We start from the raw sequence: 13,576 nt of genomic DNA on the forward strand, positions 1-13,576 counted from the left end.
CGCGACGACGCCCGCGCCGCCGCCCCCCAGCAGGACTCCCTGTTCTGACCGAAAGGAGACCACCGTCGTGGATCCCCAACCCGCGGGCGGCAAGGACCCGGATCGCCGGGGTGTGCTGGTGTCGTTCGAGGGCATCAGTGGCACCGGCAAGAGCCACCTCACCGGCCTGGTCGCACCTCGTCTCGATGCGCCGCTGCTGGTCGAGGAGTTCTCCTCCCGTCGCACGCGCGCCGACCTCGGCAGCCGCATCATCTCCGCGCTCGCCGCGGCCGCCGATGGAGACCGGTTCCTTCGCGGCGGCTTCCCGGCCAGCGAAACGCTGCTGCTCCTGGCCGTCCAGCTGCACACCTGGGAGACCATCCGGACTCCGCTGCACACCGGCCGTACCGTCCTCGAAGGACGCAGCCTGCACTCCGTGGCCGTCTACCAGGCCGCCGCCCTCCACCCCCGCGACGACACCGCGGCCCTCGAGCAGGCCCGGGCCCTGATGCGCGAAGCGACCGCGTGGCGGCCGGCCCCCGACGTCACGATCCTGCTCACCGACCACGTCGGCGCGGCCCTCGGCCGCGCCGAGCAGCGCGACGGCCGCCCCATCAGCGCCGCCGAGCGCGCCGTCCATGAACGCTGCGCCCGCCTCTTCACACACCTGGCCGCCGGCGACCCCCGTGTACGTCTCCTGGACCGCGCCGCCCAGCCCGACCCTCAGGCGGCCGCCGACCTCATCACCTCCTGGGTCACCACGGCCCGCCCGCAGCCCTGGCCCTCCCCTGCTCTCGAAGGAGTCCCGGCATGACCCGCCGACCGATAACAGGAGTACGTCGTGACCCACCCCTCCGCTGTCAGCCCGCAGTCCCCCGTCCCCGGAGACCCGTACGCTGCCGTGATCTTCGACTTCGGCGGTGTGCTCACCACGCCGATGGACGACACGGCCCTCTGCTTCGCCCGCGAGATCGGGCTGCCGGACGACGCCTACCGCCAGGCCGTTGCCGTCGACCCCGTCGGCCGCCAGCTCTACGCGCGGCTCGAACGCGGCGACATCTCTCAAGAGGAGTGGAACACCGGAATCGCCGCCCTCCTCGATATCGACGGCACCAACCTCATGGGCCGTGCCCTGGCGACCCTGCGCCCGGAGCAGGCCGTGGTCACCGCGGCCGCGCAGATCCGCGCTGCGGGAGTCCGCACCGCGATCTTGTCCAACTCCATGGGTATGACCCCGCACAACCCCTACGCGGCGTGGAACCTGGAGGCCACTCACGACGTCGTGGTCTTCTCCGAGCAACACCGGATGCGCAAGCCGGACCCGGAGATCTACGAACTGACTCTGGAGCTGCTGGGACTTCCGGGATCGGCATGCATCTTCGTGGACGACAACCCAGACAATCTCGTGCCAGCACGGAAGCTCGGCATGGCCACCATCCACGCCACCGACCCAGCCCTCACCGTCACTCGGCTTCGGCAGCTCATCCCGTTCCAGCCGTAGTACGCCATCAGCCGCAAGGCACCACCATCGGCGATTCGGCCAATCCGTTCCCGACCGGGTGCTCTTGCGCGGCAAGGGTCGGTGCACCGCACACCTTCGGAAACCCGCTGAATCACAGGGCGCGCAACGCGTCCGAAAGGAACAGGTGCTCGAAATCGCGCGCCGTCGTTGAGCACGGCGACGTAACCACCACGTCCACGAGGGGGGGACACGATGACGCTGGTCGAACCAGAGGGCGACAAGGCCGCGGACGGCTCGAAGGCCGGAGCCACGGACAACGTCTCGGACGCCGAGCGGGAGCTGTACGGGGGCCGGCTGCGCTACGACCAGTCCTACGTCCGACATGAAGGCCCTCTGACCCAGCTGAAGTTCGGGCGGATGGCGGCCGCGCTGCCGCACATGGTGGGCATGGTGCTGCGCACCGGGTGGAAGGCGGACCGGCGCGCGCTGATGGGGGTCGTCGCGGCCGAGCTCGGGCAGGGAGTGACGGCCGGGTGGGGGCTGGTGGCGGTCAACGGCGTTCTTGCGCGGTTGCTCGCCGACGGTCCGACCGTGGACAAGCTCCGGGACGCGCTGCCGTCCTTGGTGGTGCTGGCGGTCGCGGCGGTGGCCGGTGCCGTGCTGTCGGCGTGGTCGACGGCGATGTCGGGGCGGCTGGAGCCGCAGGTGGAGCGGGCGGTGTCCGCGCGGTACTACACGGCCGTGACCGGTGTGGAGGTGGCGGCGACCGAGCGGCCGGAGGTTCAGCGGGTCTTGGAGGCGGGGCGGTTCGGCACGGATTCGGCCCGCAGCATGCTGAGGCTGTCGGTCGGGGTGGGCAATGTGGTGATCGGCATGGCGGCGGCCGCGGTCGTGCTCGCGGCGCTGCACTGGACGCTGTTGCCGATGCTGCTGGCGATCGCCCTGCCCAAGGGGTGGGGCGCGGTCCGCTCCGCGCGCCGTGACTACCTGTCCCGGATGAACTGGGTCGACCACCGCAGGGCGATCGCCTCCCTGCTGGCCTACCTGACCCGCCCGCACGCCGCCGGTGAGCTCCGCGTGCACGCCGCCGGCACCAAACTGCTGTCCAGCTACGAGGAGATGTCGCGGCAGACGGAGGCGGAGCAGCGGCGCCTGGCCCGGGCGCAGGCGTCGACGGACCTGGTCGCGGGCGGGTTCGCCGGTGTGGCGTCGCTGGCCTGCTACGGCGTGCTGCGGTGGCTGCTGTCGACCGGAGGTCTGCCGCTCGCCGTCGGCGGCACCGCGGTGATCGCCATCCGTACGTCGACGGCACGCCTGACGTCGCTGGTGCAGCAGGTCAACCGGCTGTACGAGGAGCTGCTGTTCCTCACCGACACCGAGGACGCCATCAAGGTGGCGGGCGAGAACGCGATCCCGCTCACCGGTACGCCGCTGCCCGCACCGGTGCGGGAGGTGAGGACGGAGGCGGTCTCGTTCACCTACCCGGGCGCCGACGGCCCCTCCCTGAAGAACGTGAGCGTGCGCGTCCCGCGAGGGAGGGTGACGGCCCTGGTGGGTGCGAACGGCTCGGGGAAGACCACCCTCACGAAAGTGCTGGCCGGACTGCTGCTCCCCGCCGAGGGGGACGTGTGGTGGGTGGGCGAGTCAGGCGAGCGGGTCGAGCTGCGGAAGGCGGCCCGCGCCCAGATCTTCGCTGAAGTCGGTTTGTTGTCACAGGACTTCCCGCGCTGGGAGATGACGGCGGCCGCGAACGTGGCCATCGGTGCCGGCGACCGTCCCCGGGACATGGCCCGCGTCCGCACGGCCGCCGACGAGGCGGGCGTGCTCGAACTGGTCGAGGGCCTGCCGCACGGCTGGGACTCGATCGTCTTCAAGGGCTACGAGCGCGGGGTCCAGCTCTCGGGCGGCCAGTGGCAGAAACTGGGGTCCGCTTGAACAAGGTATCGGCAGGCGCCGTTCCTGCTGGTCGACGAGCCGACCAGCGCCCTGGACCCCCATGCGGAAATCGCCGCGTTCGAGGGGCTGTGGTCCCTGGCCGAGGAGGGACACGCGGTCGTGCTCGTCACCCACCGGCTCGCCGCGACCATGCACGCCGACCACATCTACGTCCTCGATCAGGGGTGTGTCGTCGAGGACGGCACCCACGAGGACCTGATGTCCCGCAAGGACGGCCTCTACCAGGGCATGTTCACCGCCCAAGCCGCCCAGTACGGGATCGCACCCTCACCCGAGGCCGTTCCCGGCCCCCGCGGCGCCCAGCCGTCCGGCCACGAGACGGCGGGCTGATCCACCAGCGCGGCTCCCACACGCATGCTCCATAGCACCGTCCCCTAGCGCCGCCCCCTCACTACGTCGAAGGCGAGACGACGCCCATGTCACCCAGCTCCAGCTCCATCGTGATCCGCAGGACCGTCGAGGCGTATCTCGGCCGGCGTCCCGGCGAGCGTGACGCCCTGGCTGGGCTCCTCGCTGCCCTGGACCGGCCCGTCGACGTGACCGCCCGGACGACGCTGCCCGGGCACATCACGTGCGGCGCCGTCGTGATCGACCGCCAGGGCCGGGTCCTGCACATCCGGCACCGGGTCAGCGGCGGCCTCCTGCCGACCCCGGGCGGCCACGTCCAGCCCGGGGACCGTACGCTGCTCGCCGCGGCACTGCGCGAGGTGTCTGAGGAGGCCGGGATCGCGCCGGGCGCCCTGTGCCTGGCCCCGCAGCTGCTCGGCTCTCCGGACTGGGGCGTCCACGACATCGGCGCCGACCCGGCCAAGGATGAACCGGACCACCGCCACTACGACTTCCGCTACGTCTTCTACCTCGCCGGCAAGGAACCGCTGGCGATCATGCTGCAGGACGAGGAGGTCTCCGGCGTCCAGTGGCTCCCGCAGCCGGAGGCCACCTCGCCGACGCTGCGCGCGAAACTCCTTCAGGCGCAGCTGGACGGGCAGGGTTTGTACCTGCTTCATCTGCGCGACCACAAGCCCGGTGTCATCTGGCAGTCGGGGGCGTTCGCCCTTCTCGGCGGCGGCCGCACGCACGACGACCGGAGCCTTGAGGGCACCCTGCTGCGGGAGCTGTCCGAGGAGGTGCCCGGTCTCCGTCTCGAGGATCTGAAGCCCTACGCCGTGGAGGCCGCGACCAGCATCGACGGCTTCAACGCCCCGGGCAGCCTGCCCCTGACGCAGCTCCTTTTCCGGGCTCGCCAGTGGGAGGGCACCCCCGAGGTCCGCTCGCGCGACAAGTGCCTGATCTGGCGGTGGTGGCCGCAGGACGAGCTTCCGGACCGGCTCGTCCCCTACACGCGGACAGCCATCGCCGACATCGCCGCCAGCCGCGCCTACTCGCACATGGGCTGGTGAACGCCTTGGGTACACCTCAGCTCGCCCTCGGTGAAAACGGGGCCGCGGCAGCCCGAGCGGCGATGGTCGCCCGGCTGGAGACGAGTGGGGAGGTGAAGCCGGGGCCGGTCCGCGAGGCCCTGCTCGCGCTTCCGCGCCAGGTCTTGATGCCCCAGGCATACGTGCGTCGTAGCGCCCCGGACGAGACCCCGCCGCGCTGGGATCTGCTGGACTGGTCCCGCCCGGCCGACCGGGAGGAGCTGCTGGAACGGCTGCACAGCGGGGAGAGCATCGCGATCCAGCACGAGGGCGAGCCGATCCTCGGCCGTGATGCCGGAGCGCGTCGCGGGGGCGCGATGACCGCGATGTCGAGCACGCTGGGCATGACCGCGGACCTGCTCCAGCTCTTGGACCTGCGGCCCGGGCAGCGCGTACTGGACATCGGGACCGGCGCCGGGGTGACCGCGGCGGTGGCGTGCTTCGTGTGCGGAGACGCCGGTGTCGTCACTCTCGACATCGACCCGTACGTCACCGCCGCCGCCGGCGAGCGGCTGGCCGCCCTCGGCTACCGGCCGGCCGTGGCGACCGGCGACGGCACCACGGGCCGGCCCGACGCGGGCCCGTACGACCGGATCTTCGTCTCCTTCGCCGTCCCCCGCGTTCCGGAGGCTCTGGTGGAGCAGCTGGCGCCGGGCGGGCACTGATGACGCTGGGGACGTCGTCGCCGTCGTGGCCCGGCCTGGCCGTGATCGACAAACGACCGGACGGCATGGTGGAGGCGGAGTTGCGCGCGGTCGAGTTCGGGCACCGCGCCGGTGCCGGGCTTGGCTTCGACCGGCTGTTCCTGTCGGCTTCCTTCCGGAAGGCGATCACCACGGCCGACGGGCGGACGCGGCGCAGCCGGCTCGCGCCGCCGGAGGACACGGCGCGCGGCATGTGGCTGGCCCTGGACCACCTCTACCCGGGCCTGGTGCGCGACTTCGGGGCCGAGGACCTGACGATCGGCGCGCCCGAGTGCAGGTCGTGGCTGCGCGTGAAAGAGGCCGGGACCGGCCGGTGGGACGTGACGGGCGACGGGCCCCGGGACATCTGGGCGGAGATCCAGAACGCCGCCGCCCGCTGGCGGGCGGCCGGTGAGCCGGCCGCCTACCGGCTCCACCTCGGCCCCGACGGCGTCCAGCGGGCCACCAGCCCGAACGGCACCCTGACCTGGCAGCTCCCCCGTACTCCTGGAGATTCACGATGACCCGCCCCCACCAGACGGCCTCCGCGGCGGTCTCGGACGAGGCCCTGTTCGGGCCCGAGGCCGCCGACTACGCCCGCTACCGTCCCGGCCTTCCGGACGCCGCGGTCCACCTCCTGGCCGCCACCCAGCACGGCACACCCGCCCCCGTCCTGCTCGATCTGGGTACTGGCACTGGCCAGGTGCCCCGCGCGCTGCTGCCCGTCCTGCACCGCATGGTGCACATCGACCTGGTCGACGTGAACGCCTCGATGCTGGAGACAGCCCGCGCCACACTCGAACCGGTCCGCGGAGCCTGCACGGTGGGCGCCTTCACCGGCGAAGCCCACACCTTCGCCCCCACCGCGCCCGGCCGGGAGCCCACCTTGATCACCAGTTGCCGGTCCTTCCACTGGATGTCCCGCCCCGAGGTCCTGGACATGTGCGATCGGGTGGCCGCACCGCACGCCGTCGTGGCGATCATGGGAGACGGCAGCCTCTGGACCCACGAATCGGAATGGACCGCTGCCCTTCGAGGGCTGATCCAGACCTACCTCGGAGACGACCGGCGTGCGGGCACCCGCGGCACGTATACCGGCCCGGACCGTTCCTACAAGGACGACCTCGTCGACTCGGCGTTCAGCGACGTGATCGAGCGCCGCTTCCCCATCACCCGCTCCTGGTCCCCCGAGGACGTCGTCGGCTACCTGCGCACCACCAGCTTCGCCCGCCCGGCCCTCTTCGCCGGCCAGCACCACGAGTTCGAGGCCGAGGCCCTCGATCTGCTGAAGGCTCATGCGCAAGGCGGGGTCCTGGAGGAGGACACGGTGTTCACGGTGCTGCTCGCCCGCCGCTCCGGCGGTGCCGCGTGACGGACGACCAGCGGTACACCGAGCCGCTCGACGTCGACCTGATTGCCGTTCGCGACGGTGCGACCGGGCCCGAAGTGCTGCTGTCGCGGCGGGCCGGCGAGATGTACGCGGCAGGATGCTGGCATCTGGTCAGCGGGCATCTGGACGGCCCGTGGGAAGATGTGGTCACGGCCCTGGTGCGCGAGACCCGGGAAGAGAGCGGCATCGTCGTCGACCCGGTCGACGTCCGCGCGGCCGTCACCGTGCACCACCGCTCCCCCGTCGGCGGCGCCCGCCTGGGGATGTTTTTCGAGGTGAAGCGCTGGCAGGGCATCCCGGAGGTCATGAAGCATCGGGTCTGCGACGCCATGGGGTGGTTCCCGTTCGACAACCTGCCGGAACCGATGGTCGCCTACTGCCGGGCCGGGCTGGACGCCTACCGGGCCGGCGCACGGATGGCCGTGCACTTCCAGGAGCCCGGCGACCCGATCGCCTACGACCCGGACATTGACCGGACGGTCCTGGTGCCCGCCCCGGCAGCCGAGAAGACGTCCCGGAGGGGGCGCGTTCCTTCGCCGAGCAGGCGGTGGGTCGGATCACCACCTGGAAGGACGTCTCCTGGGCGCGCGAGGAAAGCCGCGTATGGCGGGTACGCGCCGCCGAGGGCGGCACCTGGTACGTCAAGATCCACCAGAACGATTTACCGCTTCCACCAGCGCGAAGTGACGGCTTGTGTACGGCTGCCACCAGCCTGGGCGCGGCCGCGCCCAGGCTGGTGGCAGCCGATGCGCGGTTGCGGGCGGTAGTCCTCACCGCGGTCGGAAGCCGGTCTCTGCACGGCGCCGTCCACCCGCCCGGGCAGCAGCAGCGCCTCTTCCACCGCATCGGGCAGCTCGCAGCCGCCATCCATACCAGCGCCCCACCGCACCCGGCCGTCGGCACCCTGCCCCTATGGAAGCTGGAGCGGCACCTGGACGGCGCCCGACCCCACCTCGCGGCCGGAGACAAGGAACTTCATCCGCGCCACTGCCGAGAAGGCCGCCGGCCTGCCCGCCTTGAAGGCGGTCCCCACACATGGCGACTTCCAGCGCAATCTGCGCTGGGACGACGCCGCCGATTCACTGTACGTGATCGATTTCGAGCGGTCGGGGGAAGGCCCAGCCATCAGGGACTTCGTGCGGCTGTCCGATGCCTGCCACGGCCGCCCCGACCTCCTGGCCGCCGTAGCGGATGGCTACGGCCGCTCCTTCACCCCGGAGGGTGAGGCCCAGTTCACGGTCCTATCAGTCCTGGATTCCGTCTCCGCATTTCCTACGGAACCGCCCACGATGACCCCGGGCTCGTGGAGCGCGGCCTGCGCACGCTGGCCCAGCTCCGCGCCGCCCAACGCCCCTGAGTTCCATCACGCCTACGCACGAGGAGTAGCACGTTGACGTACACCGCCCGCGATCAGTGGGAGCAGCACTACAGCGACGGAAAGGGGTTCCGGCAGCTCGGTGAGCGCGAGCGGGAACTCCTCGCCGAACACGCCCCCCTCCCAGACGGCGGCGGCCGGGCGCTCGACGTGGGCTGCGGCACCGGAGAGCTGGCCGTCTACCTCGCCTCGCTCGGCTACACCGTGGACGCCGCAGACTTCACCGACAGCGCCCTGGCCCGGGCCCGGGAGGAGCATGGTGACGTCGAGGGCGTGCGCTGGCTGCACCTGGACATCGAGCACGACGACCCCGCCCCGCTGCACGACGAAAAGTACGACCTGATCACGCTCCGCCTGATGTACGCGTTCGTGCAGGACCGCGGACGCGTCGTTCACGGGCTAGGTGAGCGGCTGCGGGACGGCGGCGCTCTCGTCGTGATCACGCCAGTGGTGGAGAACACGCCCGAGGAGCGGCGCGGCATCGCGCTGGACGAGGACGAAATCGCCGTGCTCGTCGCTGGATGGGAGACGGTGGAGCGGCTGGACGCGGACGGCCTGGCCGTCCTGGTCCTGCGCGGCCCCTGCCACGCCGACACCCGGGCCGTGGAGAAGCGGCCGACCACCGGCCACGCGCTGACCGGCGCCCTCGCCGTTGTCACCGACGACGCCGGGCGGGTCCTACTCGGCCGCTCCCGACACGGCATGCTCGAACTCCCCGGCGGCAAGACGAGCGGTGCGGAGGACTTCGCCAAAGCGGCAGTCCGAGAACTCGCCGAGGAGACGGGCCTGGTCGCCGACCCGGCAAACGCGCATGTGGTGACGATGCTGGCGGACGACAGCCACGGCATCCCACGGCTCACGGCCGTCGTCCGCGTCACCGCCTGGACGGGCACTCTGGCCAACGCCGAGCCGGACAAGTTCGACCGATGGGAGTTCTTCGACCTCCACGCCCTCGCCTGCGTCGGGGACGTATTCACCCCAGCCGCTCTCGCGCTCGACGCCGTGTGGCCCGGCATCCTCCCCGACCTGCCGTCGGCGACCTCCTACCCCATCGCCGCCGACCAGCCGCCCGTGCCGGGAGAACCGGCCGAGGCCGCCAGGCTGCGCGCCGCGATGACCCAGATGGTCATCGACGGCGGCTGGGCCCCCTCGGAGCGGGTCCAGGAGGCGCTGCGGGCCGTGCCCCGGCACCGCTTCGCCCCGGAGGCGAACCTCCTGGCCGCGTACAACGGCGGCGACCGGGCCGTCGTCACCCGACGCGACGAGGCCGGAACAGCGATCAGCTCGGTGTCCGCGGCCTGGCTCCAGGCCGACATGATCGAGCACCTGGGCCTGGAGCCAGGCGCGGTCGTGTTCGAGGCGGGCTCCGGTGGCTACAACGCCGAGCTGATCGCCCACGTCGCCGGACCCGGCGGACGCGTAGTCACCGTCGACATCGACCCGTGGGTCGTGCGCCGCACCCGCCAGTTCCTCACGGAGGCCGGCAGCGGACGCGTCACCGCCGTCGAAGCAGACGCCGCCCTCGGCGCCCCCGCTCACCTCGTGCCGCGCGGCGGCTTCGACGCCGGCATGATCACCTACAACTGCTGGGACATCGCCCCGGCTTGGCGAGAGCAGCTGGCCGAAGGCGGCCGCCTGGTCCTGCCGCTGGAGATGGGCGGCTACACCCGAGCGGTCACCTTCGAACGCCACGGTCAGGTGCTGCACGCCCGCCACTTCACGTACTGCGGCTTCGTCCGCGACCAAGGCCAACAGGCCCGCACCATCCCCGTCCTCTCCCTCCTCGACGGCGGGCTGACGCTCCGCTTCGAGCACGGCACCGCCGCCGATACGACGGGCTTGGAGGAGGCGCTGCGCGGGCCACAGCACGAGGTAGCCACCGGCGTGACGATGGGGGCGGCCAACTCCTACTTCGGTTCCCTGCAGCTGTACGCGGCCACCACCCTGTCCGGCTTCTGCCGCCTGGCCGCCCACCAGGAACCAGGCGAGGGTGTAACCGGCATCGCGAAGGACCACGACGCCCCCGCGATCGTCGGCGACGCCTCGCTCGCCTACCTAATCCACGTCCAGACCAAGGACGGCAACAGCCCGCAGGACAAGGAGTGGGAATGGATCGTCCACGCCTTCGGTGAGCAGGGCCCCGCGCTCGCCGAGCGGCTGGCGGCCACGGTCTTGGCCTGGGACCGTCACATCCGCGCAGACGACAACGACCAGCACGTCGATCTCGTCCTGACGGTCCACCCAGCCGACACACCCGACCATGCGCTGCCCGCCGGCGACGTCCTGAACAAAGATCTCTGCCGCCTGGTGTTCCGGTGGCCGGGGCGTGACGTGCCGCCGCCCCGGCCTGTTGAGCACCTCGGGGCCGACGTCGTGACGGAGGGGGTGTGACGGTGGAACGCGCGGTAGGCGAGGCGGTGTTCGTCGCTCCGGAAGAGCGTGATGAGCGAGAACGGATGCGGCACGCGCACGCGGCCGCCGCCCAGCAGTTCCAGGTGCCCGCGTCGGGTCCCGAGGTGTGGGGGTGGCAGGGGCGCACCCTGGGGCGCCGGGCCGGGGACTGCTGGCTGCGCGTTGTGTCCGCAGCGGTGGACAAGGCGGGCGGACGGCTGTGGGAAGGGACGGCGACCGCGGACACGCACGTGCCCCGGTCGGTACCGCGGCCGCGGCTTCGCGGCGTCCTCGACTGGACCTCCGGGGACGTCGCCTACCGGGCCGAGCTCACCGAGTACGTGCCCGTCCCGCCGGTCACCCACGGCACTCCCGCTCTCGACCAGGACACCGCGCTGCCCGACTCGTGGTGGACGGAGCTGAGGTCCGCGCTCGGCGTGCTCGCGACGGTGCCCACCGACCGGGAATCAGTACGGCAGAACTGGGTCGACCGAAACTTCCGCCGCTTCCTCGGCATCGACCCCGTCCGGATCCGTGAGACGACGACCGGGCACGCCGACCTGCACTGGGCGAACCTCACCCGCGCACCCCTGGTCCTGCTCGACTGGGAGAACTGGGGCCGCCTTCCCGTCAGCTACGATCCGGGCCTGCTGCGCGCCTACTCGCTGACGGTACCGGCGGTCGCCGCGCGCGTGCGACACGAGTTCGCACACGTCCTGGACACCTCCGCCGGCCGGGCCGGTGAACTCGTCGCCCTTGGTCAGCTCCTCCAGGCCTGTTCCCGGGGCGTCCACCCCCACCTCGCCCCGCTCGTCGCTCGCTGGGCCGGACACCTCACCGGAACCCCTGTCCCATGTAGGGTCCGCGATTCCGTGAGCAATTCCGAGCGATCATGAGCACCGTCCGAGCAATTCCGCGGTTTGGTGAGCAATGGGTCTCGTGACCTGCGGCTTCTTCGCCGTGCTTGCACGCGAAGTCCGCGCTCGCCAAGCCAAATCGCTCATGATCCGACGACGGACTGCACCGTCGACAGTGCTCACCACCGCGGACGCCACAGGTCAGGAGCGCGCGAGTGCTCACGGGATCACGGAACCTACACCCCACACCCTGACCGCAACACGGCCCTCGACGGCCTGGAGGAGCCCGTGCTTCACCCACGCGTAGACGTAGTCGTGCTGTCCATGAATGACCGGCCGGAGGCAGAGGCCGCCGCGCAGGCGACGCTCCTGGCGCAGAGCGGTGTCGAGGTCCGGGTGGTGGTGGTCGGCAACGGCTGCCGCCCCGAAATCGTGCCGCCCAGTGCACTCACCGTATGCCTGCCCAAGAACCTCGGTATCCCCGGCGGTCGCAACGCCGGCGCCGACGCACTCCGTAAAGCGGAGAATCCGGCCGACTGGCTGTTCTTCCTCGACAACGACGCGACCTTTCCTCGTCCCGATGTCCTCGCCCGGCTGATCGCCGAGGCCGAGCAGCATCCCGAAGCCGCCTGGGTCCAGCCCCGGCTGACCGGCCCGGACGATGCGACCACACCACGCCGCTGGGTCCCCCGGCTGCACGCCTCGAACCCGGGACGGCCCGGGAGGGTCACCTCGATGGCCGAGGGCGTCGTCCTGATTCGGCGCGACGCCTTCGAAGCGGTAGGAGGGTGGGAAGGTCGGCTCTTCCTGTACCACGAGGGGTTCGACTTGGCCTGGCGGCTGTACGAGGCGGGCTGGAGCGGCTGGTACGCGGCGGCGATCCGTATGCACCACCCGCTCACCACACCGGCCCGCCACGCGCTGTATCACCGGCTCGCCGCCCGCAACCGCATCTGGATCGCTCACCGCAACCTCCCCACCCCGCTCCTTCCCCTCTACCTGAGCGTGTGGACGGCGATCACCCTGGTCCGGGCCGTGCGCGGCGGCGGGCTGGGCGAGACGCTGCGCGGTACGCGCGAAGGCTGGACGACGCGGCACACGCAGCCACGGCGCCCGATGAGCTGGCGCACCGTCTACCGGCTCACCGCGGCCGGGCGACCGCCGATCATCTGACCTCCCTTTCATCCACCGCCTCGAGGAGACCTCTTCGCCATGAACCACCCGTCCCTGCTGGGGGTGTTCGCGCACCCCGACGATGAGAGCCTGCTGGCCGGCGGTGTGCTCGCGCAGCACCACGCCGCCGGTGCCCGCACAGCGGTCGTCACCGCCACCTGGGCCCCAGACAGCCGCCGAGCGCCCGAACTCGCCGACGCCCTCGCCGTCCTGGGCGCCGGCCCCCCGCGCCTGCTCGGCTACGGTGACGCCCGCAACCCCGAGGCCGCGCCGGGCCAGCCCCGGCTCGTCGACGCGCCCCTCGATGAGGCCATCGGCCGCCTCGTTGCCCACATCCGGGCCTTCCGCCCCGACATCGTCGTCACCCACGACGCCGTTGGCCAGTTGCCCGGGCACCCCGACCACGTACGCACCCACCAGATCACACTGCTCGCCGCCGAAGCCGCCGGCCTCGCCCACCTGCATCCCGAAGCGGGCCCGCCCTGGCAGCCGGCCGCGCTGTACGCCGCCACGCATCCCGAGTCCGGCGTCGGCCTGCTCCGCCCGCTGCTGGAAGGTGTGGGAAAGAAGGTACTCGCGGTGCCGGACTCGTATGTGACCACCAGCGTCGACGTCACCCCGTGGGCCGATGTGAAGTGGAGGGCGATCCTCGCGCACCGCGGCGAGGTTGCTCGCGAACGGCCCCTGCCCGGTGTCCTCGCCCGCCTCCCCGAAGCCGACCGCACACAGATCATCCGGACTGAGTACTTCACCCGCCTCACCCTCGGACCCGCAAAAGGGGACCCGACTCAGCTGAACACCTGACCTCTGCCACACTTCACCGCCCACCCTCACCGCGCGGGCAGCGTCCCCCGGTAACGGCGGATGCACGAGGGCGCTCGGGGCCTACTCA

At 71.7% G+C, this 13,576-nt stretch carries 14 protein-coding genes; all 14 read left to right on the top strand.

All coding sequences use genetic code 11. The annotated features are described in order from the left end of the window. Window positions 1-67 precede the first annotated feature (67 nt). The gene (locus ACH4TP_RS32865; protein ID WP_398439991.1) at window positions 68-793 is read left to right on the top strand and encodes a thymidylate kinase; all 726 of its coding nucleotides are present in this window, start codon (window positions 68-70) and stop codon (window positions 791-793) included. Window positions 794-880: 87 nt separating this feature from the next. Continuing rightward, the gene (locus ACH4TP_RS32870; protein ID WP_398439992.1) at window positions 881-1,480 is read left to right on the top strand and encodes an HAD family hydrolase; all 600 of its coding nucleotides are present in this window, start codon (window positions 881-883) and stop codon (window positions 1,478-1,480) included. Window positions 1,481-1,693: 213 nt separating this feature from the next. Continuing rightward, window positions 1,694-3,376 carry an ATP-binding cassette domain-containing protein gene (locus ACH4TP_RS32875; protein WP_398439993.1) on the top strand — a complete coding sequence of 561 codons (1,683 nt, stop codon included), beginning with the start codon at window positions 1,694-1,696 and terminating at the stop codon, window positions 3,374-3,376. Window positions 3,377-3,496: 120 nt separating this feature from the next. Continuing rightward, on the top strand, window positions 3,497-3,727 hold the full coding sequence (locus ACH4TP_RS32880; RefSeq protein ID WP_398439994.1) for a hypothetical protein: 231 nt from the start codon (window positions 3,497-3,499) through the stop codon (window positions 3,725-3,727). An 86-nt stretch (window positions 3,728-3,813) separates the two neighbouring features. After that, window positions 3,814-4,797: an NUDIX hydrolase gene (locus tag ACH4TP_RS32885; RefSeq protein ID WP_398439995.1), complete on the top strand. Its 984-nt coding sequence runs from the start codon at window positions 3,814-3,816 to the stop codon at window positions 4,795-4,797. Between the two features lie 5 nt (window positions 4,798-4,802). After that, window positions 4,803-5,480 carry a methyltransferase domain-containing protein gene (locus tag ACH4TP_RS32890; RefSeq protein WP_398439996.1) on the top strand — a complete coding sequence of 226 codons (678 nt, stop codon included), beginning with the start codon at window positions 4,803-4,805 and terminating at the stop codon, window positions 5,478-5,480. After that, window positions 5,480-6,022 (top strand): hypothetical protein, encoded by a 543-nt coding sequence (locus ACH4TP_RS32895; protein WP_398439997.1) that lies wholly within the window; start codon window positions 5,480-5,482, stop codon window positions 6,020-6,022. The genes ACH4TP_RS32890 and ACH4TP_RS32895 overlap by 1 nt, the downstream gene beginning before the upstream one ends. After that, window positions 6,019-6,870 carry a class I SAM-dependent methyltransferase gene (locus ACH4TP_RS32900; protein WP_398439998.1) on the top strand — a complete coding sequence of 284 codons (852 nt, stop codon included), beginning with the start codon at window positions 6,019-6,021 and terminating at the stop codon, window positions 6,868-6,870. Before ACH4TP_RS32895 ends, ACH4TP_RS32900 begins: the two co-directional genes overlap by 4 nt. Beyond that, window positions 6,867-7,655, top strand: coding sequence for an NUDIX domain-containing protein (locus tag ACH4TP_RS32905; RefSeq protein ID WP_398439999.1), 789 nt, complete (start codon window positions 6,867-6,869; stop codon window positions 7,653-7,655). Before ACH4TP_RS32900 ends, ACH4TP_RS32905 begins: the two co-directional genes overlap by 4 nt. A 102-nt stretch (window positions 7,656-7,757) precedes the next feature. Next, window positions 7,758-8,282: a phosphotransferase gene (locus ACH4TP_RS32910; RefSeq protein ID WP_398440029.1), complete on the top strand. Its 525-nt coding sequence runs from the start codon at window positions 7,758-7,760 to the stop codon at window positions 8,280-8,282. Next, window positions 8,279-10,654: a methyltransferase, FxLD system gene (fxlM, locus tag ACH4TP_RS32915; RefSeq protein WP_398440000.1), complete on the top strand. Its 2,376-nt coding sequence runs from the start codon at window positions 8,279-8,281 to the stop codon at window positions 10,652-10,654. The genes ACH4TP_RS32910 and fxlM overlap by 4 nt, the downstream gene beginning before the upstream one ends. A gap of 65 nt (window positions 10,655-10,719) precedes the next feature. Next, window positions 10,720-11,550 (top strand): hypothetical protein, encoded by an 831-nt coding sequence (locus ACH4TP_RS32920; RefSeq protein ID WP_398440001.1) that lies wholly within the window; start codon window positions 10,720-10,722, stop codon window positions 11,548-11,550. A 285-nt stretch (window positions 11,551-11,835) separates the two neighbouring features. Next, window positions 11,836-12,684: a glycosyltransferase family 2 protein gene (locus tag ACH4TP_RS32925; RefSeq protein ID WP_398440002.1), complete on the top strand. Its 849-nt coding sequence runs from the start codon at window positions 11,836-11,838 to the stop codon at window positions 12,682-12,684. Between the two features lie 39 nt (window positions 12,685-12,723). Next, a complete protein-coding gene (locus ACH4TP_RS32930; protein ID WP_398440003.1) occupies window positions 12,724-13,488 on the top strand; it encodes a PIG-L deacetylase family protein in 765 nt (254 codons plus the stop codon). Window positions 13,489-13,576: the final 88 nt, after the last annotated feature.

Origin of the sequence: Streptomyces sp. NPDC021012 (assembly GCF_044333355.1) — a bacterium.
Lineage (GTDB): Bacteria > Actinomycetota > Actinomycetes > Streptomycetales > Streptomycetaceae > Streptomyces.